We start from the raw sequence: 26,442 nt of genomic DNA, 5'->3' as shown, positions 1-26,442 counted from the left end.
GCCCCCAACTCACAGAACAACCCGCCGCCGACCAGCAAGGTCGCGGCCAATGCCATCTGATTGGAGTTTGATGACCATGAGTGTGGAAACTCAAAAGGAAACCCTGGGCTTCCAGACCGAGGTGAAGCAACTGCTGCACCTCATGATCCATTCGCTGTATTCCAACAAGGAAATCTTCCTTCGCGAATTGATCTCGAACGCCTCTGACGCTGTCGACAAATTGCGCTTCGAAGCCCTGGCCAAGCCTGAGTTGCTCGAAGGTGGCGATGAACTGAAAATCCGTGTGAGCTTCGACAAGGACGCCCAGACCGTCACCCTCGAAGACAACGGCATCGGCATGAACCGTGACGATGTGATCACCCACCTGGGTACCATCGCCAAATCCGGCACTGCCGATTTCATGAAAAACCTGTCCGGCGATCAGAAGAAGGATTCGCACCTGATCGGTCAGTTCGGCGTGGGTTTCTACTCGGCCTTCATCGTTGCCGACAAAGTTGACGTGTACAGCCGTCGCGCCGGCACCGCTGCCAGCGAAGGCGTGCACTGGTCGTCGAAAGGCGAGGGCGAATTTGAAGTCGCCACCATCGACAAACCGGAACGCGGCACCCGCATCGTCCTGCACCTGAAATCCGGTGAAGACGAGTTCGCCGATGGCTGGCGTCTGCGCAACATCATCAAGAAGTACTCCGACCACATCGCGCTGCCGATCGAGCTGCCAAAAGAAGTGGCCGCTGCCGAAGGCGAAGAGAAGCCTGAAGTTGAATGGGAAACCGTCAACCGCGCCAGCGCCCTGTGGACCCGTCCTCGCACTGAAGTGAAGGACGAGGAATACCAGGAGTTCTACAAACACATCGCCCACGACTTCGAAAATCCGCTGTCTTGGAGCCACAACAAGGTTGAGGGCAAGCTCGAGTACAGCTCGCTGCTGTACGTGCCGCGTCGCGCACCGTTCGATCTGTATCAGCGTGAAGCGTCGAAAGGCCTGAAGCTGTACGTGCAGCGCGTGTTCGTGATGGATCAGGCCGAGTCGTTCCTGCCGCTGTACCTGCGCTTCATCAAGGGCGTGGTCGACTCCAACGACCTGTCGCTGAACGTGTCGCGGGAAATCCTGCAGAAAGACCCGATCATCGACTCGATGAAGTCGGCGCTGACCAAGCGCGTGCTGGACATGCTGGAAAAACTGGCAAAGAACGAGCCTGAGCAATACAAGGGCTTCTGGAAGAACTTCGGTCAGGTCATGAAAGAAGGCCCGGCAGAAGATTTCGCCAACAAGGAAAAAATTGCCGGTCTGCTGCGCTTCGCATCGACCAACGGCACCGACGGCGAGCAGATCGTCGGTCTGGCCGAGTACCTGGCGCGCGCCAAGGAAGGTCAGGACAAGATCTACTACCTCACCGGCGAAACCTACGCGCAGGTCAAGAACAGCCCGCACCTGGAAGTCTTCCGCAAGAAAGGCATCGAAGTGCTGCTGCTGACCGACCGTATCGACGAGTGGCTGATGAGTTACCTCAGCGATTTCGACGGCAAGACGTTTGTCGACGTCGCGCGCGGTGACCTGGATCTGGGCAACCTGGACTCGGAAGAGGACAAGAAGGCCGCAGAAGAAGTCGCCAAGTCGAAAGAAGGTCTGGTCGAGCGCCTGAAAACCGCACTGGGCGATTCCGTTGCCGAAGTCCGGGTTTCCCATCGCCTGACCGATTCGCCGGCCATTCTGGCCATCGGCGAGCAGGATCTGGGTCTGCAAATGCGTCAGATCCTCGAAGCCAGTGGGCAGAAGGTGCCGGATTCGAAGCCGATCTTCGAATTCAACCCGAGCCACCCGCTGATCGAGAAGCTCGACAACGAGGCCAGCGAAGATCGCTTCAGCGACCTGTCGCACATCCTCTTCGACCAGGCCGCCCTGGCGGCGGGCGACAGCTTGAAAGACCCGGCCGCTTACGTGAAACGTCTGAACAAGCTGCTGGTTGAACTGTCGGTTTAACCAAGCTGCAGAAAAACCCGCTTCGGCGGGTTTTTTCATTCTGGAATTCAACCAATCTGGAGTCAGAAATGAGCCAAGTCACTGTACGTTCCGTGGTCTATCAGATTGACGGCCAGCCTTATGAAGGTCGCCTGGCCTTCGACGCCGAGCACAAAGGCGCGCGTCCGGGGCTGCTGATGGCGCCGAACTGGATGGGTGTCAGCGCTGGCGCTGAAGAAATCGCCAAATCGGTGGCGGCCAAGGGTTATGTGGTGCTGATCGCTGACGTGTATGGCCAGGCCGTACGTCCGCAGAACGCTGATCAGGCCGGTGCGGCGATGATGCCGCTGAAGAATGACCGCGCGCTGCTGCGCAAGCGTATGCAGGCGGCGTTCGAACAATTGCAGAAGCAGGGCGAGGCGGCGGTCGATACCTCGAAACTGGCGGTATTCGGTTTCTGCTTCGGCGGTTGCTGTGCGCTGGATCTGGCGCGCACTGGTGCTGCGGTGAAAGCGGCGGTGTCGTTCCACGGCACGCTGGACTCGCCGAACCCGGCGGACGCGAAGAACATCAAGGGCTCGGTGTTGGTGCTGCACGGTGCTTCGGACCCGCTGGTGCCGAAAGAGCAGTTGCCGGCATTCGAGGACGAGATGAACGCCGCCGGTGTGGACTGGCAGTTGCTGAGCTACGGTGGCGCGGTGCACTCGTTCACTGATCCGCACGCCAATGTGCCGGGCAAGATGATGTACGACGCGAAGACCGCAGCGCGGGCGTTCAAGTCGATGCATGACTTGCTGGAAGAAGTGTTCAAGGGCTGAATCGGCTGAACACACTCCCACGCCTGGCGTGGGAGTGTGGCTTTACAGCGGTGTCGGTTCGCTGCGCGATTTAGGCAGCTCGATCCGCTCGACTTCCCCCGGCACCGTCGGCCAGTCCCCGGCCGCCCACTTGCGTCGCGCCTCATCGATCGCCGCCGGATCGCTCGCAACAAAATTCCAGTTGATCCGCCGTGGCCCGTCCAGTGGCGCACCGCCGAACAACACTGCGTGACTGTCGCTCTCGGCAAACAGGCTCATCTCTTCCCCAGCCGGCAACACCACCAGCGCATGGGGTTCGACCGCTTCGCCATTCAATTGCACATCACCGCTCAACACATACAGCGCCCGCTCGTCATGTTCGGTCGGGATCAGCAGCGTGGTCGCGGTTTGCATCTTCAGTTCGGCATACAGCGTAGGAGAAAGCACCGGCACCGGCGATTCCAGGCAAAAGCCTGACCCGGCGATCATGCGGATCTGTACACCGAGGTTATCGCTGACCGGCAAGGTCGAGGCCGGGTGATGGCTGTAATGCCCCGGGCCTTGTTCGTGATCCTTGGGCGAGGCGAGCCAGATTTGCAGGCCGTGCATCTTGAAGCTTTGCTCCCACAGCGGTTCGGGCGTGCGCTCGACGTGCGCGATCGCCGTGCCGGCCGTCATCCAGCTGACATCGCCGGCGCTGACCACCTGATCCGAACCCAGGCTGTCCTTGTGCTGGATCTGTCCTTCGAACAAATACGTGAGGGTCGACAGACCGATGTGCGGATGCTGTCGGATGTTCATGCCTTTGCCCGCCGGATAAACCGTTTCGAGCATGTGGTCGAAAAACACAAAAGGCCCAACGCTGCGGCATTTGGCTGACGGCAGCGGGCGCAGGATCGGCTGGCCTTCGACGTCTTCGGCGCGCGGGCGGATGATCAGGGGTTGGGTGTCCATGGTCCATTTCCAGGCTGAGCGGGTGATGCGTGGAGCATAACCCGCCGGTGTCATCGAGGTGATTACTGGCTGTCGAAGCCGACTGGCGCGTGGGTTTCGATGGTGACTTCGCTGGTGGTCATCAGCTTGTGGATCGGGCAGCGATCGGCGACGCGCAGCAGTTCTTCGCGCTGGGCATCGGTGAGCACGCCCTTGAGGGTGAGGGTCACGTGCAGGGCGTACTTGCCTTTCTGTTCCTCGCTGTTGTCACGTTTGACCTCAACGCCGACGCCGGTCAGCGGGATGTCCTTTTTCTTCGCGTACAGCTTCAGGGTCAGAGCCTTGCAGGCACCGAGGGCGGCATCGAAGTAATCGTGCGGCTCCGGCGCCGAGCCTTCGCCGCCGGCAGTCGTCGGGACGTCTGCAAACAGCTCATGCTCATCGATCTGAACAGTGTGGCGAAAACCTTCGGCGGACACGGTATTGACGGTAACGGTCATGTGAACCTCGCAAGCTGTAGGAAAAGGGATTCGATCAAAAAAGACCTTGCAGGTATAGAGCATTTCCCACACAGGCGCGTTCCACTTTCTTGCCGGGTGAACCCTCGTCGCCCGGCGAGGGTCTAGGCTATGCCTGTCTGCCGGAGAATGCTTGTGTCCGTGTTTCGTTTGAGCCTTGCCTGCCTGATGGCTTTCACCGGCGCCGCCAGTGCCCGGGATTACACCTACAGTGACGCGCACCTGCATTACGTGGATTTTTTCCAGGAAACCGCCGGCATGCCGAAATTGCTGACGGCCATGAAGGAAAATGCCATCGAGCATGTGATGATTTCCGGCATTCCCGTGGCGAAGAAATGGCACGAAGACGAGCCGAAGCGCCCGCGTTACTACGCCGGCGATGATGCCGATGCCTATTGGTACAGCGCGACTGACGTGATCGTCGCCGACGCGGTGCAGAAGCTGACACCTGAGCAACGCCAGTACTTTCACCCGTTTCTTTCAGGCTTCAACCCCAACGACAAGAACTCCGCCGCGCATATCCAGCGCATGCTCGATCTGTATCCCGGCTTGTGGCAGGGCATAGGCGAAGTCTTTACCCGTCACGACGATCTCACCGCGTTGACATCCGGCGACACGCCACGCGCCAACAACGAAGCCATGACCCGCATCTATCACCTGGCCGCTGAAAACGATCTGCCGGTGATGTTGCATTCCAACATCACCTCCAAGCGTGAGAAGAACCCCCTGTACCTGAAGGAAATCGAAGAGCCGCTGCGTAATCATCCGCACACCCGGTTCATCTGGGCGCATGCCGGCACCAGCGCCGAAATCCACCGTCATCAGACGCAGCTGGATTTTCTGCTGCCGACCCTGACGCGAATGCTGGAGGCGTACCCGAACCTGTTTATTGATCTGTCGTGGAGCTTGCTGACGCCTTATCTGCTGGACGAAAAGGGGCAACCGCGAGCGGACTGGGTGCAACTGGTGGAGCGCTACCCGGATCGCTTCATGCTCGGTTCGGACGTGGTCGGGCGATTCAATAAACTCGGCAAGGAAATCCACGGCTTCAAGCCGTTTCTCGACGCCTTGCCGGAAGCGGTGGCGAAAAAAGTCGCACGGGACAACTTCTTGGCGATATTGCCGCGAACAGCGCTCAAGTCCGGCAAACCCGCGCTGAATCGTTAATGCCGACGGTTCGTAGGATCAAGGCCTTTTGATATCGCGTTTTGGTCTTACGCATTTTTTAAAAGGGCCGATACCTTCTAGAGCAACCAGCTGCAGGGTTGATGCAGCGCTTTTGGAAGGAACCAGAGCAATGAGTATCCGTAGTCTCAATATTGCGCCCCGAGCCGGGCTGGGTTTTGGCGTGCTGGCGCTGATGGTGTTTGCCCTTGGGGCGTTTGCCCTGCTGCAGATGTCGAACATGCGCGCGCAGTCCGACGAGGTCGACAATAACTGGCTGCCCAGCGTGATGGCGGTGGGCGAGATGAGCCAGGACATGCTGCGTTTGCGTGCGCTGACCATGCGCCTGTTGCTCAATCGCGATCCGCAGGCGCTGGATCAGAACGTGGCCAAGCTCAATGATTTGCGTGGAGTGCTGAGTGAAGCCCAGCAACGCTACGACATCCTGATCGCATTGCCCGAAGAGCGCGCGCTGTTCGACCGCTTCAAGGTCGCCGAACACAAGTACCTGGAACTTCAGGCGCAGGTGATGACGTTATCTGCTCAGGGACGAGTGGAGGAGGCGGCCGCCATTCTCAACGGGCAGATGAGCCCGCTGGCGGATGAAATTGCAGTGACCCTGCGTGAGTTGGTCGAGTTGAACAAGCACAACGCCAACCTCGCCACTGAGGCCGCACGGCTGGTGTTCACCAACTCGCGGGTGTGGGTCGGGGTGATGATCGGCATCACTGCGCTGATTACCATCGCGCTGGCGTTGTTGCTGACCCGCAGCATCGTGCTGCCGCTATCGCAATCGCTCAATGTCGCGGAAGTGGTGGCCGGTGGCGATCTGACCGGGGATATCAGCATTTCCGGCAAGGACGAACCGGCGCGGCTGCTGCACGCGCTCAAGAGCATGCAGCACAACCTGCGGGACACTATCCGCCAGATCTCCGAGTCCTCCAGTCAGCTGGCCTCGGCCTCGGAAGAGTTGAGCTGCGTCACCGAAGACGCGACGCGGGGGCTGCATCAGCAGAGTCTGGAAATAGAACAGGCGGCCACGGCAGTCAATCAGATGACCGCCGCCGTGGAAGAGGTGGCGAGCAATGCCGTCGCGACTTCCGAGGCTTCCCGTGAGTCTGATCGCATTGCCCAGCATGGTCGCGAGCAGGTGCAGCAGACCGTGTCGTCCATCGAGCTGTTGGCGGACGATGTCACCGCCAATGCCTCGCAGGTGGAGGATCTGGCGCAGAAGGTCTACAGCATCAGCAAAGTGCTGGACGTGATCCGCTCGATTGCCGAACAGACCAATCTGCTGGCATTGAATGCGGCGATCGAGGCTGCCCGGGCGGGAGATGCCGGACGGGGTTTTGCGGTGGTGGCGGACGAAGTGCGGGCGCTGGCCCATCGCACTCAGCAGTCGACGCGGGAAATCGAGCAGATGATCGGCGGCATTCAGCAGGGCACCGATTCGGCGGTCAGTTCGATGCAGCAGAGCAATATTCGGGCGCGCTCGACCCTGGAGCTGGCGAAGGCCGCCGGCGTTGCGCTGGAGGAAATCGCTTCGGCGTTTACCTTGATCAACGAGCGCAACCTGGTGATCGCCAGTGCGTCGGAAGAGCAAGCGGCCGTGGCGCGGGAAGTGGACCGCAACCTGATGAACATCCGTGATCTGGCGATGCAGACCTCGGCGGGGGCCAATCAGACCAGTGCCGCGAGTCAGGAACTGTCGCGGCTGGCGGTGGATCTGAACAGCATGGTGGCCAGGTTCTCGGTCTGATCAGCGTTCGACAGGCGAAAAAAAGCCCCGCATTTGCGGGGCTTTTTGATTTTGTTTCGGATCAGCTGCCTTTGACCGTCTTGCCGTTGACCGTACCGTCGAGGAGCATGATGTTGTACTCCTTGCCGTCGGTTTCGACCTGTTGCAGGCGAACCAGCAGGTAATCCCAGTCCTTGGCGAACCACAGGACGGTGATGCGCTTGCTTTGTGTCGGGTCGCGAACGCGCTCGACCTTGATCGCATCGATCTGGCCGGCCTTGGTTTCGACTTTTTCCGAACCCAGCACGCGGAAGTCGTAGGTATCGACTTCGCCATCATCGACCACCTGATAGCTCATGCTTTTCTTGCCGGCGGCCACGTCATGCTGCAGCGCCAGTTGATAGGTGGATTTGTCGACCATGCCGCGGTTGAGCGGGATTTTCACCGCGTCGCCGCGGTCGGTTCCGGTCACCAGCTTGTTGGCCCAGTCGAAGTCCAGGTCAGCCTTTTTCGCCTTGCCCAGACCACCGCGTTCGAAGTGGTAGGACTGTGGCAGCAGGGTGTCCTTGTCCAGGGTCAGGGTGCTTTCCTCGGACAGGCTGGCAATCATCATCGAGGCTTTGAAGCTGAGCTTCCAGACGCCGTTGGCCTGTTTGGTCAGGCTGCGCTCGGCGGTGCCGCTCATGGGCAGCTGTTTCCAGTCGGCGGTGTAGCTGGCGGAGAACGGTTGAAGGTCTGCCGCCTGCGCGAAGGGCAGGGCGAGCAGAGCGCAAGCGAAGAGCAGGGCGCGACGCATAATATCTCCTAGTTTCGAATCAAGTGACCGCTGGCCGGCAGTGGCTGGCCATCCAGTAAAGCACCTTGCTCGCCGAGGCTCAGCCGTCCTTCGGCGAACCAGCGTATGGCCATCGGGTAGATCAGGTGTTCCTGAGCGTGAACCCGCTGCGCCAGACTTTGCGGCGAATCGTGCAACTCTACCGGGATTACTGCCTGTACGACCAGTGGTCCGCCATCGAGTTCCTCGGTGACGAAGTGCACGGAGCAGCCGTGTTCGGCGTCGCCGGCCTCCAGCGCGCGCTGGTGAGTGTGTAACCCTTTGTATTTGGGTAGCAGCGACGGGTGGATGTTGAGCAGGCGACCCTGGTAGTGACGGACGAAGTCAGCGCTGAGAATGCGCATGAAGCCGGCCAGTACCACGAGTTTGGGGTTGAATTCGTCGATCAGTTCGATCAGGGCGGTATCGAAGGCCTCGCGGCCCTCGAATCCCTTGTGATCCAGCGAGCGGGTGGCGATACCCGCGTCACTGGCGCGTTGCAGGCCGTAGGCGTCGGCGCGGTTGGAAATCACCGCAGCGATGCGGACCGGGCTGTCGCCGGTCCGCGTGCTGTCGATCAGGGCCTGCAAGTTACTGCCGGTGCCAGACAACAGCACCACGACATCACAGGTCTGGGACATCAGTGAGCCTTGAGGTTCTTCAGTTCGACCTGAGCCGCGCCTTCGGCAGCGACAGCGATCTGACCGATGACCCAAGGCTGCTCGCCGGCGTCACGCAGGGTGTTCAGGGCAACTTCAACGTGCTCCTGAGCCACGCAGATCACCATGCCCACGCCGCAGTTCAGCACGCGGTGCATTTCGGTTTCGTCGACGTTGCCTTTCTCTTGCAGCCAGTCGAAGACGGCCGGGCGGTTCCAGCTGGCCACGTCAACCACGGCTTGAGCGCCTTTTGGCAGAACGCGCGGGATGTTGTCGAGCAGGCCACCACCGGTGATGTGGGCCATGGCCTTGACCGCACCGGTGTCCTTGATCAGCTTGAGCAGCGGCTTCACGTAGATGCGGGTCGGAGCCATCAGCAGTTCGGTCAGCGGCTTGCCGTCGAGCTGAACGGTTTCGATGTCGGCACCGGACACTTCGATGATCTTGCGGATCAGCGAGTAGCCGTTGGAGTGCGGGCCGGACGATGGCAGGGCGATCAGGGCATCACCGGTGGCGACTTTCGAGCCGTCGATGATTTCGGCTTTTTCCACGACGCCGACGCAGAAGCCGGCCAGGTCGTAGTCTTCGCCTTCGTACATGCCCGGCATTTCAGCGGTTTCGCCGCCGACCAGCGAGCAGCCAGCCAGTTCGCAGCCTGCACCGATACCGGTGACCACAGTGGCGGCCACGTCGACGTTCAACTTGCCGGTGGCGTAGTAGTCGAGGAAGAACAGCGGCTCGGCGCCGCACACCACCAGATCGTTGACGCACATGGCGACCAGGTCCTGACCGATGCTGTCGTGCTTGTTCAGGTTCAGCGCCAGACGCAGCTTGGTGCCGACGCCGTCAGTACCGGAAACCAGTACCGGCTGCTTGTAACCGGCCGGGATCTCGCAGAGGGCGCCGAAACCGCCCAGGCCGCCCATGACTTCCGGGCGCGCAGTGCGCTTGGCGACGCTCTTGATGCGTTCGACCAATGCTTCACCGGCGTCGATGTCTACACCGGCGTCCTTGTAGCTCAGGGAGGGTTGCTTGCTCATGATCCAGGCCTTTAGGGGAGGGGATTCAGGGGTAACGACCGAGTTCAGCGGGAACGCCGAATCCGACAGGGGCGATTGCCTCACGCGAAGTTCGGGGTGCCCGGCTGTTGCCGGTCTGCGAAGGCGCGCGATTTTATCAGGCTTGAGGGGCAGCGGCCATCCTCACGCCGACGGGCAGGGGCATATCGATGGAAAAATTTTGCAATTGACGCTGTGGATGACATCACGGGTGCCTGTATAAGGAACCGTCTATCGTTAGGACTGTGCAAAAACTTACCGACCGCGTGTGAATGTTTTGCGACGGCCTGTGGTCACAGGCTTGCCACAACGGTGCACGCGGCCTGTTCCAGCCGCTCTTGTCGACGGGAATTCTCCATGCGTTTTTGTAAATTGCTGTTAGTGGGTGGTTTGTCTCTGATCAGCCTGGCGACCCAGGCGGAAAATCTCAAAGGTCTTTATCAGGTGCGCGAACCGGTCACTGGCCAGTCGCCAGAGGAGCGCGATCGCGCGACCCAGGCTGCGCTGGATACGCTGGTGCTGCGCCTGACCGGTGACCCGAAGGCCCCGCAGAACCCGGGGCTGGCGCCGGTTCGCAAGGATCCGCAGCAGATCATCAGTCAGTTCGGTTTCGATGCCGGGCCGCCGGAAGTGCTGAAGGTCGATTTCGATCCGGGAACCACCGAGCAGGCGTTGCGCCGCGCCGGGCTGGCGCTGTGGGGTGCCAACCGGCCTTCGATCCTGAGCTGGTGGCTGAACGATTCGACCGAGGGTTCGAGCCTGGTGGGCGACGGTCAGGCCAGTGCCGCACCGTTGCGCCGCGCCGCCCAGCACCGTGGATTGCCGTTGCGCCTGCCTTTGGCGGACTTGAGTGAGCAATTGGTCGCAACCGCGCCTGCGCTTGAAGGGGCCGACCCGGCGCCGCTGCGTAACGCTTCCGAGCGCTATAACGCTGACGCCTTGCTCGCCGTGCATGCGCGCGAAGAAAGCGGGCAATGGCAGGCCAAATGGCAATTGTGGCTGGGCGATAAAAAAGAGGCGGGCAACGTGCAGGGCGCGGATCAGGCGGCGGTGGCCGATGCGGTGATGCTGGCGGTCACTGAACGTCTGGCGCCACGCTTTGTGGCCAAGCCGGGCGCGTCCGGCCAGCAGACCCTGGAAGTGCAGGGCATGAATCTGGAGCACTACGCGGCGCTGCTGCGGTTACTCGAACCGTTCGGCGTGCGTCTGCAGAGTGTCGATGCCGATCGCATCCTCTATCGGGTCAACGGCAGTGCCGATCAATTGCGAGCGCAATTGTCGCTGGCGAAGTTGCAGGAACTGCCGGCCGAGGCACCGGCTCCGGTGGCTGCGCCTCAGCCTGCGGTCGTCGGGGCGGCGCCAACCGTTGCGCCGACACCGACACCGACACCGGCGGCGCCGTCCTTGCGGTTCCGCTGGTAGTTTTTCTTTCTTATATATAAGCAATGGAGTGTTACATGGCCGATACGCGGCGTTGGTTCTGGCTCGGTGGGGTGCTCCTGCTTTGCGCGTTTGTCTGGTTGCTGCATCCGATCCTTACGCCGTTTCTGGTGGCGCTGCTGCTCGCCTATCTGTTCGATCCGCTCGTCGATCGTCTGGAACGCCTGGGGCTGTCTCGCACCTGGGGTGTTATCGCGGTGTTCGCCTTGTTCACCCTGATCGTCACTGCGTTGTTGCTGGTGCTGGTGCCGATGCTCGCCAAGCAATTAGTACGGCTGTATGAACTGGCGCCGCAAATGCTCGACTGGTTGCAGCACACTGCCGTGCCATGGGCGCAATCGAAGCTGGGGCTGTCTGACGGCTTCTGGAAGTTCGACAAGGTCAAAGCCGCGATCAGCGAACACATGGGCCAGACCACCGACATCGTCGGTGTGGTGCTGAGTCAGGCGACGGCCTCGAGCCTGGCGCTGATCGGCTGGCTGGCGAATCTGGTGCTGATCCCGGTGGTGAGCTTTTACCTGCTGCGTGACTGGGACGTGATGATGGCCAAGATCCGTGGCCTGTTGCCCCGTGATCGCGAAGAACGTGTGGTGGCGCTGGCGGGTGAGTGCCATGAAGTGCTGGGCGCGTTCGTGCGCGGGCAGTTGCTGGTGATGCTGGCGTTGGGCGTGATCTATGCGGCCGGTCTGATGATTGTCGGGCTGGAGCTGGGCCTGTTGATCGGTCTGATTGCAGGGCTGGCGGCGATTGTGCCGTACATGGGGTTTGTGATCGGCATCGGCGCGGCGCTGATTGCCGGGTTGTTCCAGTTTGGTGGCGATCTGTATCCGATGATCGGGATCGTCGCGGTGTTCATGGTCGGCCAGGCACTGGAAGGCATGGTGCTGACGCCTTTGCTGGTGGGGGATCGGATCGGTCTGCACCCGGTGGCGGTGATTTTCGCGATTCTGGCCGGTGGCGAGCTGTTCGGCTTCACCGGTGTGCTGCTGGCATTGCCGGTGGCGGCGGTGATCATGGTGCTGGTGCGACACGTCCACGATCTGTACAAGGATTCCGACATCTATAGCGGGGTGGATGAGCCGGAGTTGTAATGTGATGCGCGGGCTGCCCGGTGGATTGCCGGGTTGGCCCGTCTCCTGCAGGCCATGGCGCCAAAGAAACTGTCATAAAACCAGCACGTTAACGCAAACCTTTGATTTTGCTTGGGGTCTGTCGCATTGTGCGCTCCGCTTCACGGGTATAAACTTCGCTCACTTTACACAGAGGCCACTAACGGTTCCTTGGGAACTGTTCAGTCAGCATGAAACCGATTCAGCTGCCCCTAGGTGTGCGTCTGCGTGACGACGCCACCTTCATCAACTACTACCCAGGCGCCAATGCCGCTGCACTCGGCTATGTCGAGCGTCTATGCGAAGCCGACGCCGGCTGGACCGAAAGCCTGATCTATCTGTGGGGCAAGCACGGGGTAGGGCGGACGCATCTGTTGCAGGCCGCGTGCCTGCGCTTCGAACAGATGGGTGAACCGGCGGTGTACCTGCCGCTGGCCGAGTTGATGGATCGCGGCATCGAAATTCTCGACAACCTCGAACAGTACGAACTGGTCTGCCTGGATGACTTGCAGGTTATTGCCGGCAAGGCGGACTGGGAAGAGGCGATGTTTCATCTGTTCAACCGTCTGCGTGACAGCGGTCGCCGTCTGCTGATCGCGGCGTCCACTTCGCCGCGTGAACTGCCGATCAAACTCGCCGACCTGAAATCGCGCCTGACCTTGGCGCTGATCTTCCAGATGCGTCCTCTCTCCGATGAAGACAAATTGCGTGCCCTGCAATTGCGCGCATCCCGTCGCGGTCTGCACCTGACCGATGAAGTCGGGCATTTTATTTTGACTCGCGGTACCCGCAGCATGAGCGCGCTTTTCGATCTGCTGGAGCAGCTCGATCAGGCCTCTTTGCAGGCTCAGCGCAAGCTGACCATTCCCTTCCTGAAAGAAACGCTGGGCTGGTAAAACCGGGGCTTTCAGCCGGTTTCGGCATATTTCAGGCGCCAGAAAACCCGCTTTCCTGTGGGGTGCACAGGCCGCGTTTCGATTCAAATAGGCTTAAGCGCTTAGATGTAAACGAGAAACCGGGAAGTCACAAAAAGATCGATTGAATTTGCAAATGAGGCTGATAGCGGGCATAGTCTCGGCTTCTTTACAACTATCAGCCACGGTCGTGCCCATGCTAAAGCGCTTCGCACCCCTCGTGCCTCTCGCACTCGTCACCCTGTTGTTCGGTTGCGCTGCTCATTCACCTGTTAATCAAGAGCAGCAACAACAGGTAAAAAATTCTGCCACCGCCCAGTCCTCTGTTATTTACCAGGAAGAGCTGGACACCGAAAAAGAACTCGCCGACTTCAACGGCAAGAAGCCTTACCAGCTTCCGGTTCTGGCCGACAGCATCCTCGAACGCGGCATGTCCCTGATCGGTACCCGTTACCGTTTCGGCGGTACCTCTGAAGCCGGTTTCGATTGCAGCGGTTTCATCGGCTATCTGTTCCGCGAAGAAGCCGGCATGAACCTGCCACGCTCCACTCGCGAAATGATCAACGTGGATGCGCCGCTGGTTTCGCGCAGCAACCTTGAGCCAGGCGATCTGTTGTTCTTCGCCACCAATGGTCGTCGCGGTCGTGTAAGCCACGCCGGGATCTACCTGGGCGACAACCAGTTCATCCATTCCAGCTCTCGTCGCAGCGGCGGTGTTCGCATCGACAGCCTGGGCGACAGCTACTGGAGCAAGACCTTTATCGAAGCCAAACGCGCTTTGGCGAACGCTCCAACCGTGGTTACCGCTCGCAAGTAATCACGCATTTGTCGCCACGCTGGTGGCGACAAAGCGGCCCTTCAATCGCAATAGACCTAAACTTTACAAGGTGAAGTTAAAGTCTTACTTGAAGTTTGCCGCGTAGCCGCTAGAATCCTGATCTATATTGATGGCAAACCGCCTGCGTCCCAACGCAGGCGGTTTTGTTTTCTATCGAATCGGCAGTCAAAGCCGCAGCCAGATCAGGATGTTCTGCATATGACGATGTCGGCCCGCTTTGCCTTGATGTTCTTCGCCGCGCTGCTCAGCGCCTGCGCCAGCCGCACTCCGCCGCCTGCGCCGGTGGTTCGCGCTCCGATCGTATTCGGATCCTCCCAGACCTTTTCGCCTGCTGCCGAAGACGTGCTGTTCCGCGCGCTGGGGCTGGTCGGCACGCCTTATCGCTGGGGCGGCAATACGCCGGATTCGGGCTTTGATTGCAGTGGCCTGATCGGTTTCGTTTACCGCGATGCCGCCGGCATCAGCCTGCCGCGTTCGACCCGCGAGATGATCGTCATGCAGGCGCCGAACGTCGGCAAGGAAGGGCTGCAGACCGGCGACCTGATCTTCTTCGCCACCAATGGCGGCTCTCAGGTCAGTCATGCGGGGATCTACGTCGGGGAAGGGCGCTTCGTTCATGCACCAGCCACTGGCGGCACGGTAAAGCTGGACAGCCTGTCGAAAGCCTATTGGCAGAAAGCCTATCTGAGCGCCAAGCGCGTTCTGCAGCCGGAGCATCTGGCGCATAACCCGTAATCCAGATACTTAAAAACCCGTGGGAGCTGAATGGCTCCCACGGGTTTTTTAATGCCTGCAATACATTAGCGGGCCGCTGACACCCGCCACACCTTGTTCCCCACGTCATCGGCTACCAGCAACCCACCTTGCTGATCGATCACCACGCCGACCGGGCGACCCAAAGCGTTCTCGTCCTTGTCGAGAAATCCGGTCAGCACGTCCACCGGCGTTCCGCTCGGCTTGCCAGCGGCAAACGGCACAAAGATCACCTTGTAGCCACTGTGCGGCTTGCGGTTCCACGAGCCGTGCTGGCCAATGAATGCGCCTTCCTTGAACTGTGCCGGCAAGCGATTGCCCTCGGCGAAGGTCAGCCCCAGTGATGCGGTGTGCGGGCCGACGGCGTAGTCCGGAGCGATGGCCTTGGCCACCATGTCCGGCCGTTGGGGTTCCACGCGCACGTCAACGTGCTGGCCGTAGTAGCTGAACGGCCAGCCATAGAAACCACCGTCCTTGACCGATGTGATGTAGTCCGGCACCAGATCGCTGCCAATCTCATCGCGTTCGTTGACGGCAGTCCACAGCGCACCGCTTTGCGGCTCCCAGGCCAGGCCGTTGGGATTGCGGATGCCCGAAGCGAAAATCCGGTGGTTGCCGGTGGCGCGATCTACTTCCCAGATCGCCGCACGCCCCTCTTCCTGATCGAGGCCGTTTTCGCCGACGTTGCTGTTCGAGCCGACGGTGACGTACAGCTTGCTGCCGTCTTTGCTGGCGATGACGTTCTTGGTCCAGTGATGGTTGAGCGTGCCGCCCGGCAAATCCACGACCTTGATCGGCTGGCTCTTGATTTCGGTCGCGCCGGGCTCGTAGTTAAAGCGCAGCAGGCGATCGGTATCGGCGACGTACAGATCATTGCCGACCAGGGTCATGCCGAACGGCGAGTTGAGGTTTTGCAGGAACACCGTGCGAGTTTCGGCCACGCCATCATGATCGGCATCGCGCAACAGTGTGATGCGGTTCGGGCTGGGCACGCCGGCGCCGGCACGGCCCATGACTTTCTTCATCACCCAGCCGCGAATGCCCTTGCCGTCGTCGGGTTTGGGTGGGGCGTTGGTTTCCGCCACCAGCACGTCGCCGTTGGGTAGCACATACAACCAGCGCGGGTGATCGAGATTTTCCGCAAAGGCTGCCACCTGAGTGCCTGCCGCTGCCGTCGGCTTCGCGCCGGCCGGCCAGCCAATGGCCGGGGCGATGTTCACCGTCGGGATCAGGGTCTTGTTCGGTTCGGGCAGTTTCGGTGACGGACCGGTGCCGTCGGAGACTTGCAGGCTGGAGGATTCACCACAGGCGGCGAGCCCTCCGGCGAGCACGATGACGAAAACGAGCTGGGGCTTGCGCATTGCTGATCTTCCCTATGAATGCATTCCTAAACATAGAGAAGCGCACAAGCCCGATGGTTCAACCCTCAGCCGCGGGCTTCCTTGAACAGCACGGCAATGCCGGGGTGATAGTTGCCGGCTTCGCTGCGCAATTTGCGGTAGGCGTAGGGGAAATACCAGGCGACGGCGCAGGTGTGTTCCTTCTGCAGGTCGTCGACCATGTCCTGCAATTCCTCCGGGCTGGCGCTGTGCTGGGCTTTTTGCGGGGCGACGAACAGGCAGCCGAGTTTCAGGTCGCTGGCGTAGCTGATGCGCTTGGCGTCGCTGGTGATATCCGCCAGGGCCTGGGTCAGATTCAGGCTGGTGACGCGCGGCCAGCGTTGGGTCGCCTGAATGAAGGCGCGATCCTCGGCGCCAGCAATAAACAAATCGGCACGGGCGTTGCGCTCGCCCTCTTCGTTCTGTTTGCGGGTGGCAGTGTCGCGCAGCGTGACCAGTTCAGCCATCCACGCGGCGGCCGACAGCAGACCGAGGTTGGCTTTTTCGTCGTGCCAGTAGGGCGTGTCGTTGTCGCCGCGCACGGCGTTGTAGCGGTCGATACAGTCAAACCAGCGTTCCAGCACCGGGCGCAGGAATTCCAGCCGCGGATTGCTGATGATCATGCCTTGCATGGGGCTCTCCCTTGTTATTGTGATGGGCTCTCTGCAGTCAAAGAGCATGGCTCTTTGATATCACTGCTGGCAGTGTGGCACAAGATTGGCGTCAGTTAATTGATCGGCGGCAGTTATTCGCCGCACAAGCCCCTCTTCAATTGACGCTCCACCCCCAACCCTCTAACCTTCGCGGCTTGTTTCAGGTGCTCTGTGGCGCATGTCGACAGAGTGAAACAGGGAAGCCGGTGAGGCGGGTCTTCAAGCGATGAACCCTCACGATCCCGGCGCTGCCCCCGCAACGGTAAATGAGTAAAAGCTGCGTCTGATGCCACTGCGTAAAAGCGGGAAGGCGCGCAGCCAGGCCAACGCCGCTCATGAGCCCGGAGACCGGCCTGATCCATCCAGCGGCATCACGGTGGGCGATGCCAGGCTTGTTGCCGTCTATTCTTGTGCCTGCCCGCCGTTATCCAGCCTCAACGGAGAGCTCCCCCATGACTGATTCCCCCGAACGCGACGAGCGCCACTTGGCGCGCATGCAGCGCAAAAAAGCCGTGATCGACGAACGCATCGCCAATTCGCCAGACGAATGCGGCCTGGTGCTGGTGCTGACCGGCAATGGCAAAGGCAAAAGCAGCTCGGCATTCGGCATGCTCGCCCGCGCCATGGGCCACGGCATGCAGTGCGGTGTGGTGCAGTTCATCAAGGGCCGCAACAGCACCGGCGAAGAAATGTTCTTCCGCCGCTTCCCCGAGCAAGTGCGTTTTCACGTGATGGGCGAGGGCTTCACCTGGGAAACCCAGGACCGCCAGCGCGACATCGCCGCCGCCGAAGCAGCCTGGGATGTCTCCCGCGAACTGCTGCGCGATCCATCGATCGGTCTGGTGGTGCTCGATGAACTGAACATCGCGCTCAAGCACGGTTACCTCGACCTGGATCAGGTACTCAGCGATCTGCAGGCGCGTCCGCCGATGCAGCACGTGATCGTCACCGGTCGCGCCGCCAAGCCGGAAATGATCGAGATGGGCGACACCGTCACCGAAATGGGCATGATCAAGCACGCCTTCCAGGCCGGCATCAAAGCGCAGAAAGGCGTCGAACTTTGAATCAACCACGTCACTGCCCGGCGGTCCTGATCGCCGCGCCGGCCTCCGGTCAGGGCAAGACCACCGTCACCGCCGCACTGGCCCGTCTGCATCGCAATCAGGGGCGCAAGGTCCGCGTGTTCAAATGCGGTCCGGACTTTCTCGACCCGATGATCCTCGAGCGCGCCAGCGGTGCGCCGGTTTATCAACTGGACATGTGGATGGTCGGCGAGCAGGAAAGTCGTCGCCTGTTGTGGGAAGCCGCCGCTGAAGCCGACCTGATCCTGATCGAAGGCGTGATGGGTTTGTTTGACGGTACGCCGTCGAGTGCCGATCTGGCGCGACATTTCGGCGTGCCGGTGCTCGGCGTGATCGACGGCACGGCCATGGCCCAGACCTTTGGCGCCTTGGCTCTGGGTCTGGCGCGCTATCAGCCGGATCTGCCGTTCGCTGGCGTACTGGCTAACCGCGTCGGCACCGTGCGCCATGCACAGTTGCTGGAAGGCAGCCTCACCGAAGGTTTGCGCTGGTACGGCGCATTGTCCCGGGAAACCGGGATCGAACTGCCGAGCCGCCATCTCGGTCTGGTGCAGGCCAGTGAACTTAATGATCTCGATGTGCGCCTCGACGCCGCCGCCGAAGCACTGGCCGGCACTTGCGAGGTAGCGCTGCCACCGGCCGTGGAATTCGCCGCGCCAGCAATCGTTGAGACCGAAAAGCTGCTCGAAGGCGTGCGAATTGCCGTCGCCCGCGACGAAGCCTTCGCTTTTACCTACGGCGCCAGTCTCGATCTGCTGCGGGCGATGGGCGCCGAGCTGAGTTTCTTCTCGCCGATCCGCGATGCGCAATTGCCTGAAGCCGACAGCTTGTACCTGCCTGGCGGTTATCCGGAATTGCACCACGTTGCCTTGGCGCAGAACACTGACATGCTCAAAGCGATCCGCGCGCATCATGCGGCCGGCAAACCGCTGCTCGCCGAATGTGGCGGCATGCTTTATCTGCTCGACTCGTTGACGGATGTCGAAGGCACCCGCGCTGATTTGGTCGGCCTGTTGAGTGGCGACGCCGTGATGCAAAAGCGCCTCGCCGCACTGGCCTTGCAAGAGGTCGACCTGCCGGAAGGCTTGTTGCGCGGCCATACCTATCACCATTCCCTGACCACCACCGAACTGACGCCGATTGCCCGTGGCCACAGCCCCAACGGCGGGCGCGGCGCGGAAGCGGTTTACAGGGAAGGGCGGATGACCGCCTCGTACGTGCACTTTTACTTCCCGTCGAATCCGTCGGCGATTGCCGCACTGTTGGTGCCATGACCGACAACGCCTTTACTGACGCCGAGCGCGAAGCGGTTTACCGCGCCATCGCCGAACGCCGCGACATGCGCCACTTCAGCGGCGGTACGGTCGAGCCTGACGTGTTGCGCCGTTTGCTTGAAGCCGCGCATCAGGCACCGAGCGTCGGCCTGATGCAGCCGTGGCGCTTCATCCGCATCAGCGACCGCGCTCTACGTGGCCAGATCCAGAACCTTGTTGAAGAAGAACGCGTGTGTACCGCCGAAGCCCTCGGCGAGCGCAGCGACGAATTCATGAAACTCAAGGTCGAGGGCATCAACGACTGCGCCGAAGTATTGGTTGCCGCGTTGATGGACGATCGCGAAAAACACATCTTTGGTCGTCGCACGCTGCCGGAAATGGACATGGCCTCATTGTCCTGCGCGATCCAGAACCTGTGGCTGGCCGCGCGTGCCGAAGGCCTGGGCATGGGCTGGGTGTCGCTGTTCGAGCCGCAGGCGCTGGCCGATCTGCTGAAACTGCCGGCCGGGGCCAAGCCGCTGGCGGTGCTTTGCCTGGGGCCGGTCAAGGAATTCTATCCGGCGCCGATGCTGGTACTCGAAGGGTGGGCGCAGGCGCGTCCGCTCAATGAGCTGCTGTATGAAAATTTTTGGGGAGTGAGTCAATGAGTGTGGCGTTGTTGAGTGTCGCCGCGGTTGCGCTGGATGCGCTGCTGGGTGAACCGAAACGCTGGCATCCGCTGGTGGCGTTCGGTAATTTCGCCGGGCGCATCGAGCAACGTTTCAATAGCGGCGGTCGCGGCTGGCGTAGCCATGGCGTCACCGCGTGGGTGATCGCGGTGTTGCCGCTGACCCTGCTGGCCACGGCGTTTTCCTGGGCGCCTTACGTGGGCTGGATCGTCGAGATTCTTGCGCTGTATTGCGCCCTCGGCATGCGCAGCCTGGGTGAGCACGTCGAGCCGGTGGCCAAGGCCCTGCGTGCCGATGATCTGGAAGAGGCGCGCAAGCGTGTGGGGTATCTGGTCAGCCGTCAGACCGATGAGCTGGACAGCACCGCCGTAGCCCGCGCCGCCACCGAGTCGGTGCTGGAAAACGGCAGCGATGCGGTGTTTGCCGCGCTGTTCTGGTTTGCCGTGGCCGGTGCGCCGGGCGTGGTGCTCTACCGTTTGAGCAATACGCTCGACGCGATGTGGGGCTATCGCAACGAGCGTTTCGAGCGTTTCGGCTGGGCGGCGGCAAAAATCGACGACGTCCTCAACTACATTCCTGCGCGGCTGGTAGCGTTGACCTACGCGCTGCTCGGCAAAACCCGACTGGCGTTGAAATGCTGGCGCACTCAGGCGCCGAAATGGGACAGCCCGAACGCCGGCCCGGTGATGGCCGCCGGCGCGGGTGCGCTGGGTGTCGAACTGGGCGGGCCGGCGATTTACCACGGCGAGCTGCACGAGCGTCCGCAATTGGGCGAGGGCACACCGGCGGATGCCAATTCCATTGATCGCGGCTGGCAATTGGTCCAGCGCGGGGTATGGTTATGGCTGCTGATTCTCTGCGTGGGGGCTGAATTCTATGCTTGAGCACGGTGGCCGGTTGCGCAGGGCGGCGCTCGAGTACGGCATCGCGGAAGAAGACTGGCTCGACCTGTCCACGGGTCTTGCGCCGTGGCCGTTTCCGGTCCCGGAGATTCCGCTGCGGGCGTGGGCGCGCCTGCCGGAAAACGATGACGGTCTGGAGCAGGCCGCCTGCGATTACTACGGCGCCAGCCAGGTGTTGCCGGTGGCCGGTTCGCAGATGGCCATTCAACTGCTGCCGCGATTGCGCCGTGCCGGCAAGGTCGGCGTGCTGTCGCCGTGTTACGCCGAGCATGCTGAAGCCTGGCGGCGCAGCGGCTATATCGTGCGTGAGGTGCTGGAGCAGGAAGTCGACTTCTTTCTCGACAGCCTCGACGTGCTGGTGGTGGTCAATCCAAACAATCCCACGGGCCTGAATCTGACCCCGGCGCGCCTGCTCGACTGGCATGCGCGGCTGGCCCAGCGCGGCGGCTGGCTGGTGGTCGATGAAGCGTTCATGGACAACACGCCGCAGCTGAGTCTCGCCCCGCATGCGCATCAAGTGGGGTTGATCGTGTTGCGCTCGTTCGGCAAGTTTTTCGGTCTGGCCGGTGTGCGGCTGGGGTTCGTGCTGGCCGAGCGCAAGTTGCTCCGGTTGCTGGCCGAACAGGTCGGGCCCTGGGCAGTCAGCGGGCCGACCCGGGTGCTGGGTCAGGCCTGTCTGCGCGACACCGAAGGCCACACGCGTCAGCGCATCCGCAGCGACGAGGCCAGCGAACGATTGGCTGCGCTGCTTGAGCGCCACGGCTTCAAGCCGCAGGGTGGCTGTGCGCTGTTTCAGTGGCTGATCACCGAACAGGCCGCCGCGCTGCACGAATTCATGGCCCGACGCGGCATTCTCCTGCGTCTGTTCGCGCACAACAGCAGCCTGCGATTCGGCCTGCCCGCCGATGCCGCCGACGAGGCGCGTCTTGAGCAAGCCCTGCAAGCATTCGCCAAGCATTGCTCCATGGAAAAACCAGCATGACCACATTAATGGTGCAGGGCACCACCTCCGACGCCGGCAAAAGCACGCTGGTGACGGCGCTGTGCCGCTGGGCAACCCGTCAGGGCGTTGCCGTGGTGCCGTTCAAACCGCAGAACATGGCGCTCAACAGTGCGGTGACTGCCGACGGCGGTGAGATCGGCCGCGCGCAAGCGGTGCAGGCCCAGGCGGCGTTTCTCGAGCCGCACACCGACATGAATCCGGTGCTGCTCAAGCCCAACAGCGACACCGGCGCCCAGGTCATCATCCACGGTCGTGCGGTCACCAGCATGAACGCCGTCGCCTATCACGACTACAAAGCCATCGCCATGCAGGCGGTGCTCGCCTCCCACGAACGTTTGAGTGCCGCCTATCCGCTGGTGATGGTCGAAGGCGCGGGGTCGCCGGCAGAGATCAATCTGCGCGCCGGCGACATCGCCAACATGGGCTTCGCCGAGGCGGTGGATTGCCCGGTGTTGCTGATCGCCGACATCAATCGTGGCGGCGTCTTCGCTCATCTGGTGGGCACGCTGGAACTGCTGTCACCGAGCGAACAGGCGCGGGTCAAAGGCTTCATCATCAACCGTTTTCGCGGCGACATCGCTTTGTTGCAACCGGGTCTCGACTGGCTGGAACAGCGCACCGGCAAACCGGTGGTGGGCGTGCTGCCGTACGTGATGGATCTGCATCTGGAAGCCGAGGACGGCATTGACCAGCGCCAGACCGACAAGGCCGAGCAAGTCCTGAAAGTGGTGGTGCCGGTGCTGCCGCGCATCAGCAACCACACCGATTTCGATCCGCTGCGTCTGCATCCGCAAGTTGATCTGCAATTCATCGCCCCGGGGCAAGCGATTCCCCCGGCTGATCTGATCATCCTGCCGGGCTCGAAAAGTGTGCGCAGTGACTTGGCGTATCTGCGCGCCAATGGCTGGGAAACCGCCATTCGCCGTCACCTGCGTTACGGCGGCAAGCTGCTGGGGATCTGCGGCGGTCTGCAAATGCTCGGCGAGCAGGTGCACGATCCGCTGGGCCTGGAAGGCGCGCCGGGTTCCAGTGCCGGTCTTGGTTTGCTGGGGTTCGAAACACAGCTCGAAGCCGAGAAGCAGTTGCGCAATGTGCGCGGGCGTCTGGCGCTGGAAGATGCCGAGGTCAGTGGTTATGAAATCCATGCCGGCGTGACCACGGGACCTGCGCTGGAAAATGCTGCCGTGCATCTGGACGACGGTCGCTGCGACGGCGCGCAAAGTCTCGACGGGCAGATTTTCGGCACCTACCTGCATGGCCTGTTCGAATCGCCGGCGGCCAGTGCCGCGCTGTTGCGCTGGGCCGGTCTGAACAATGTGCAGGAGGTGGATTACCACGGCTTGCGCGAACGCGATATCGAACGGCTGGCGGATCTGGTGGAGAAGCACCTGGATACCGGGCTGTTACGTGAACTCTGTGGAATCTCCCCATGCTCCAGTTGATCCTCGGCGGCGCCCGCTCCGGCAAAAGTCGCCTGGCCGAAAAACTCGCTACTGACAGCGCGCTGGCCGTCACTTACATCGCCACCAGTCAGCCACTGGACGGCGAGATGAATGAGCGCGTCGCCCATCATCGCGCCCGTCGTCCTGCTGAATGGGCGTTGATCGAAGAGCCGCTGGAACTGGCCCGTGTGCTGCGCGAAAACGCTGGCCCCAAGCGTTGCCTGCTGGTGGACTGCCTGACGCTGTGGCTGACCAATCTGCTGATGCTCGACGACGCCGAACGCCTCGCCGCCGAGCGTGAAGCCTTGCTCGAATGCCTGGCGTCGCTGCCGGGTGAAATCATTTTTGTCAGCAACGAGACCGGAATGGGTGTCGTGCCGCTGGGCGAATTGACTCGCCGCTACGTCGATGAAGCCGGTTGGCTGCATCAAGCTCTGGCCGAGCGTTGTCAGCGAGTTGTCCTGACGGTCGCCGGCCTGCCCCTGACTTTGAAAGGACCTGCGTTATGACCCAAGCCTGGTGGCTGAACCCGTGCAAACCGGTGGATACGGACGCCGTTGAAAACGCGGCGGCGCGTCAACAGCAATTGACCAAACCAGCGGGCTCTCTCGGGCGGCTCGAATCGGTGGCGGTGCAGTTGGCCGGATTACAGGGCCGGATCAAGCCGACACTGGATCAGGTCTGGATCACGATTTTTGCTGGCGACCATGGCGTTGTCGCCGAAGGGGTTTCCGCGTTCCCGCAGGAGGTCACCGGGCAGATGCTGCTGAACTTCGTCAGCGGCGGCGCGGCGATCAGCGTGCTGGCGCGGCAACTCGGCGCGCAGCTGGAAGTGGTGGATCTGGGCACCGTGACCCCGTCGTTGAACCTGCCGGGCGTGCGCCACCTGAACATCGGCCCGGGCACGGCGAATTTCGCCAAGGGCGCGGCGATGAGTCAGGCTCAGGGTGAACTCGCCTTGCAGGGCGGTCGCGACAGCGTGCTGCGCGCGAAGGCGGCGGGTGCGCAATTGTTCATCGGCGGTGAAATGGGCATCGGCAACACCACCGCCGCCAGTGCGCTGGCTTGTGCCTTGCTGGATTGCCCGGTGGCGCATCTGACCGGCCCCGGCACCGGGCTGAATGCCGAAGGCGTCAGCCACAAGGCGCAGGTGATCGAGCGGGCGCTGGCACTGCATGCGGCGCAACGTGGCGATGCGTTGCAGACGCTGTTCAATCTCGGCGGCTTCGAGATTGCGGCACTGGTTGGCGCCTATCTGGCGTGCGCTCAGGAAGGTGTGGCGGTGCTGGTGGATGGTTTCATCTGCACGGTCGCGGCGCTGGTGGCGGTGCGCCTGAATCCGGCCGGCCGTGAGTGGCTGCTGTTCGGTCACCGTGGTGCCGAGCCGGGCCATCGCCATGTACTGGAAACCCTCGGCGCTGAACCGCTGCTCGAGCTGGGCCTGCGTCTGGGCGAGGGCAGTGGCGCGGCGCTGGCGGTGCCGTTGTTGCGCCTGGCCTGCGACCTGCACGGCCAGATGGCAACCTTCGCTGAAGCCGCGGTAGCGGACCGCCCGGCATGACGCTGCGTCTGGATCTGCTGCGCCACGGTGAAACCGAACTCGGCGGCGGCCTGCGCGGCAGCCTCGACGATGCGTTGACCGAAAAAGGCTGGGCGCAGATGCGCGAGGCGGTGAGCGGGCAGGGGCCGTGGGATCGGCTGGTCAGCTCGCCGTTGCAGCGTTGCGCGCGGTTTGCTGAAGAGTTGAGCGCGCAGTGGGAGCTGTCGGTTTCTCTGGACAAGAATCTGCAGGAGCTGCATTTCGGTGCCTGGGAAGGGCAGAGCGCGGCGGCGCTGATGGAAACCGATGCCGAGGGCCTGGGCTTGTTCTGGGCGGATCCCTATGGGTTTACCCCGCCGCAGGGTGAACCGGTCAGCGATTTTTCTGCGCGGGTGCTGGCGGCGGTGATGCGACTGCACGCGGCGCACGCGGGTGAGCGGGTGTTGCTGGTCAGTCATGGCGGCGTCATGCGTCTGTTGCTGGCGCAGGCCCGTGGCTTGCCCCGTGAACAACTGCTCAATGTTGAAGTCGGCCACGGCGCGCTGTTTTCGCTGATCGTCGAGGCCGACGGTTCGCTCAGGGAAGTGCTCTGAAATGCTGCCTCTGTGGATCGCCCTGCAATTTCTCGGCAGCCTGCCGATTCGTCTGCCGGGGATGCCGACGCCCGAACAGCTTGGCCGGTCGCTGCTGTTTTATCCGCTGGTGGGCCTGTTGTTCGGTGTCATTCTCTGGGCGCTGAACATTGCCTTGGCCGGCACGCCGTTGCTGTTGCATGCGGCGCTGTTGCTGACGGTGTGGGTGCTGCTCAGCGGCGCGTTGCACCTTGATGGCCTGGCGGACAGCGCCGACGCGTGGCTCGGCGGGTTCGGTGATCGCGAGCGTACGCTGACGATCATGAAGGATCCGCGCAGCGGGCCGATCGCGGTGGTGACGCTGGTGCTGGTGTTGCTGCTCAAGTTCGCCGCGTTGCTGGCGTTGATCGAACAACAGCAGGGCACGGCGTTGATCATCGTGCCGCTGATCGGCCGAGCGGCGTTGCTCGGGCTGTTTCTCACCACGACTTATGTGCGGGCCGGCGGGTTGGGGCAGGCGCTGGCCGATCATCTGCCGCGCAAGGCGGGTTGGCAGGTGCTGGCGGGGAGTGCGGCGGCGTGTGTGGCGATCGCCGGGTTCGACGCTGTCGTGGCGTTGCTGCTGGCGGTTGTCGTGTTCATCTGGCTGCGGCATTTGATGGTGCGGCGACTGGGTGGAACCACCGGTGATACGGCCGGCGCGTTGCTGGAATTGCTGGAAATGTCAGTGCTGGTCGGGCTGGCCTTGTTTTGATAAGTAACTTTGATCTGTAACTTGATTTAACACAGTCGCGGGTATATACACGCATCATGCTTCCTTCTCAGTGTTTGTGCACCAACCTGCGACGCGCCGCGCGTGGCGTCAGCAGGCATTACGACGGCGCTCTCGACGGCTTCGGGATCAACGTTGCCCAGTATTCTCTGCTGTGCAATCTGCAGCGCCTGGATCAGCCGAGCATTTCCGAACTGGCCGAGGCCATGGGCCTGGATCGCAGCACCCTCGGGCGCAATCTGCGGGTGCTGGAAGGCGAGGGCCTGGTGGCGCTGGCCGAGGGCGAAGACATGCGCAACCGCATCGTCCGGCTCACCGAAACCGGTGCGCAACGCCTGGCAGCAGCCTTGCCGGCCTGGGAAGCGGCGCAACAGCGGTTGATCGACCGGCTGGGTGCCGAGAAGCGTGAAACCTTGCTGCGGCTATTGGATGAACTGGCCTGAGGGCCGGTTTTTTCCGA

26 protein-coding genes, 1 pseudogene and 1 riboswitch are annotated in these 26,442 nt (G+C 61.9%); of the genes and pseudogenes, 20 read left to right on the top strand and 7 right to left on the bottom strand.

Going from position 1 to position 26,442, the window contains the following annotated elements; all coding sequences use genetic code 11:
- The first annotated feature begins 76 nt into the window (after positions 1-76).
- On the top strand, positions 77-1,981 hold the full coding sequence (htpG, locus tag CAF80_RS00815) for a molecular chaperone HtpG (protein ID WP_085666959.1): 1,905 nt from the start codon (positions 77-79) through the stop codon (positions 1,979-1,981).
- Positions 1,982-2,049: 68 nt separating this feature from the next.
- Entirely contained in the window at positions 2,050-2,778 is a 729-nt protein-coding gene (locus CAF80_RS00810; protein WP_039769796.1) for a dienelactone hydrolase family protein, read from the top strand.
- Between the two features lie 42 nt (positions 2,779-2,820).
- On the opposite strand, the gene CAF80_RS00805 is transcribed toward CAF80_RS00810, so the two are convergent.
- Positions 2,821-3,711, bottom strand: a complete 891-nt coding sequence (locus CAF80_RS00805; protein WP_039769798.1) for a pirin family protein — start codon at positions 3,709-3,711, stop codon at positions 2,821-2,823.
- Positions 3,712-3,773: 62 nt separating this feature from the next.
- Entirely contained in the window at positions 3,774-4,190 is a 417-nt protein-coding gene (locus CAF80_RS00800) for an OsmC family protein (protein WP_074687563.1), read from the bottom strand.
- Between the two features lie 129 nt (positions 4,191-4,319).
- Between CAF80_RS00800 and CAF80_RS00795 the strand changes: the two genes are divergently transcribed.
- Both CAF80_RS00795 and CAF80_RS00790 read left to right on the top strand, forming a co-directional pair.
- Positions 4,320-5,375 carry an amidohydrolase family protein gene (locus CAF80_RS00795; protein ID WP_039769801.1) on the top strand — a complete coding sequence of 352 codons (1,056 nt, stop codon included), beginning with the start codon at positions 4,320-4,322 and terminating at the stop codon, positions 5,373-5,375.
- Between the two features lie 130 nt (positions 5,376-5,505).
- The gene (locus tag CAF80_RS00790; protein WP_074687564.1) at positions 5,506-7,131 is read left to right on the top strand and encodes a methyl-accepting chemotaxis protein; all 1,626 of its coding nucleotides are present in this window, start codon (positions 5,506-5,508) and stop codon (positions 7,129-7,131) included.
- 61 nt (positions 7,132-7,192) lie between these two features.
- Here CAF80_RS00790 and CAF80_RS00785 read toward each other — a convergent pair whose 3' ends face one another.
- Genes CAF80_RS00785 through purM form a run of 3 tightly spaced genes read right to left on the bottom strand, consistent with a single transcriptional unit; the run spans position 7,193 to position 9,623 of the window.
- Positions 7,193-7,906 carry a DUF3108 domain-containing protein gene (locus tag CAF80_RS00785; RefSeq protein ID WP_007950391.1) on the bottom strand — a complete coding sequence of 238 codons (714 nt, stop codon included), beginning with the start codon at positions 7,904-7,906 and terminating at the stop codon, positions 7,193-7,195.
- An 8-nt stretch (positions 7,907-7,914) separates the two neighbouring features.
- Positions 7,915-8,565, bottom strand: a complete 651-nt coding sequence (gene purN / locus CAF80_RS00780) for a phosphoribosylglycinamide formyltransferase (RefSeq protein ID WP_039769803.1) — start codon at positions 8,563-8,565, stop codon at positions 7,915-7,917.
- Positions 8,565-9,623, bottom strand: a complete 1,059-nt coding sequence (gene purM / locus CAF80_RS00775; protein WP_007950393.1) for a phosphoribosylformylglycinamidine cyclo-ligase — start codon at positions 9,621-9,623, stop codon at positions 8,565-8,567. Before purM ends, purN begins: the two co-directional genes overlap by 1 nt.
- Before the next feature lie 375 nt (positions 9,624-9,998).
- Between purM and CAF80_RS00770 the strand changes: the two genes are divergently transcribed.
- The 5 genes from CAF80_RS00770 (at position 9,999) to CAF80_RS00750 (ending at position 14,677) form a co-directional block, all read left to right on the top strand.
- Positions 9,999-11,063 carry a DUF2066 domain-containing protein gene (locus CAF80_RS00770; protein ID WP_074687565.1) on the top strand — a complete coding sequence of 355 codons (1,065 nt, stop codon included), beginning with the start codon at positions 9,999-10,001 and terminating at the stop codon, positions 11,061-11,063.
- 35 nt (positions 11,064-11,098) lie between these two features.
- Positions 11,099-12,172: an AI-2E family transporter gene (locus CAF80_RS00765; RefSeq protein ID WP_039769808.1), complete on the top strand. Its 1,074-nt coding sequence runs from the start codon at positions 11,099-11,101 to the stop codon at positions 12,170-12,172.
- 209 nt (positions 12,173-12,381) lie between these two features.
- Positions 12,382-13,086, top strand: a complete 705-nt coding sequence (gene hda / locus CAF80_RS00760; RefSeq protein ID WP_007950396.1) for a DnaA regulatory inactivator Hda — start codon at positions 12,382-12,384, stop codon at positions 13,084-13,086.
- 214 nt (positions 13,087-13,300) lie between these two features.
- A complete protein-coding gene (locus CAF80_RS00755) occupies positions 13,301-13,921 on the top strand; it encodes a C40 family peptidase (RefSeq protein WP_039769810.1) in 621 nt (206 codons plus the stop codon).
- A gap of 219 nt (positions 13,922-14,140) precedes the next feature.
- Positions 14,141-14,677 carry a C40 family peptidase gene (locus CAF80_RS00750; RefSeq protein ID WP_039769812.1) on the top strand — a complete coding sequence of 179 codons (537 nt, stop codon included), beginning with the start codon at positions 14,141-14,143 and terminating at the stop codon, positions 14,675-14,677.
- 65 nt (positions 14,678-14,742) lie between these two features.
- Here CAF80_RS00750 and CAF80_RS00745 read toward each other — a convergent pair whose 3' ends face one another.
- Positions 14,743-16,056, bottom strand: coding sequence for a sorbosone dehydrogenase family protein (locus tag CAF80_RS00745; protein WP_074687566.1), 1,314 nt, complete (start codon positions 16,054-16,056; stop codon positions 14,743-14,745).
- Positions 16,057-16,121: 65 nt separating this feature from the next.
- Complete coding sequence (locus CAF80_RS00740) at positions 16,122-16,706, bottom strand: hypothetical protein (RefSeq protein ID WP_039769816.1); 585 nt, start codon at positions 16,704-16,706, stop codon at positions 16,122-16,124.
- Positions 16,707-16,872: 166 nt separating this feature from the next.
- Positions 16,873-17,099, top strand: a riboswitch (cobalamin riboswitch).
- Positions 17,100-17,179: 80 nt separating this feature from the next.
- Here CAF80_RS00740 and cobO point away from each other — a divergent pair.
- The 11 genes and pseudogenes from cobO to CAF80_RS00685 all read left to right on the top strand — a co-directional run bounded on the left by cobO (position 17,180) and on the right by CAF80_RS00685 (position 26,425).
- On the top strand, positions 17,180-17,791 hold the full coding sequence (gene cobO, locus CAF80_RS00735; protein ID WP_074687567.1) for a cob(I)yrinic acid a,c-diamide adenosyltransferase: 612 nt from the start codon (positions 17,180-17,182) through the stop codon (positions 17,789-17,791).
- Positions 17,788-19,083 (top strand): cobyrinate a,c-diamide synthase, encoded by a 1,296-nt coding sequence (locus tag CAF80_RS00730; protein WP_074687568.1) that lies wholly within the window; start codon positions 17,788-17,790, stop codon positions 19,081-19,083. Before cobO ends, CAF80_RS00730 begins: the two co-directional genes overlap by 4 nt.
- Complete coding sequence (bluB, locus tag CAF80_RS00725) at positions 19,080-19,730, top strand: 5,6-dimethylbenzimidazole synthase (protein WP_039769819.1); 651 nt, start codon at positions 19,080-19,082, stop codon at positions 19,728-19,730. Before CAF80_RS00730 ends, bluB begins: the two co-directional genes overlap by 4 nt.
- Entirely contained in the window at positions 19,727-20,635 is a 909-nt protein-coding gene (gene cbiB / locus CAF80_RS00720; protein WP_074687569.1) for an adenosylcobinamide-phosphate synthase CbiB, read from the top strand. Before bluB ends, cbiB begins: the two co-directional genes overlap by 4 nt.
- The gene (cobD, locus tag CAF80_RS00715; RefSeq protein WP_039769822.1) at positions 20,628-21,635 is read left to right on the top strand and encodes a threonine-phosphate decarboxylase CobD; all 1,008 of its coding nucleotides are present in this window, start codon (positions 20,628-20,630) and stop codon (positions 21,633-21,635) included. The genes cbiB and cobD overlap by 8 nt, the downstream gene beginning before the upstream one ends.
- Positions 21,632-23,090, top strand: a pseudogene (locus tag CAF80_RS00710) (cobyric acid synthase); the annotation flags it as partial. The gene cobD and the pseudogene CAF80_RS00710, both read left to right, overlap by 4 nt.
- A complete protein-coding gene (gene cobU, locus CAF80_RS00705) occupies positions 23,086-23,607 on the top strand; it encodes a bifunctional adenosylcobinamide kinase/adenosylcobinamide-phosphate guanylyltransferase (protein WP_074687571.1) in 522 nt (173 codons plus the stop codon). The pseudogene CAF80_RS00710 and the gene cobU, both read left to right, overlap by 5 nt.
- Complete coding sequence (gene cobT / locus CAF80_RS00700) at positions 23,604-24,659, top strand: nicotinate-nucleotide--dimethylbenzimidazole phosphoribosyltransferase (protein WP_074687572.1); 1,056 nt, start codon at positions 23,604-23,606, stop codon at positions 24,657-24,659. The genes cobU and cobT overlap by 4 nt, the downstream gene beginning before the upstream one ends.
- Positions 24,656-25,231: an alpha-ribazole phosphatase family protein gene (gene cobC, locus CAF80_RS00695; RefSeq protein WP_074687573.1), complete on the top strand. Its 576-nt coding sequence runs from the start codon at positions 24,656-24,658 to the stop codon at positions 25,229-25,231. The genes cobT and cobC overlap by 4 nt, the downstream gene beginning before the upstream one ends.
- Before the next feature lies 1 nt (position 25,232).
- Positions 25,233-25,964: an adenosylcobinamide-GDP ribazoletransferase gene (locus CAF80_RS00690; RefSeq protein WP_074687574.1), complete on the top strand. Its 732-nt coding sequence runs from the start codon at positions 25,233-25,235 to the stop codon at positions 25,962-25,964.
- A gap of 56 nt (positions 25,965-26,020) precedes the next feature.
- The gene (locus tag CAF80_RS00685; RefSeq protein ID WP_007950413.1) at positions 26,021-26,425 is read left to right on the top strand and encodes a MarR family winged helix-turn-helix transcriptional regulator; all 405 of its coding nucleotides are present in this window, start codon (positions 26,021-26,023) and stop codon (positions 26,423-26,425) included.
- Positions 26,426-26,442 lie beyond the last annotated feature (17 nt).

This window comes from Pseudomonas sp. B34(2017) (genome assembly GCF_002112915.1).
GTDB lineage: Bacteria > Pseudomonadota > Gammaproteobacteria > Pseudomonadales > Pseudomonadaceae > Aquipseudomonas > Aquipseudomonas pharyngis.
Note: the sequence above shows the minus strand (reverse complement) of the source record. Positions and strands in the feature narration are given on the sequence as shown.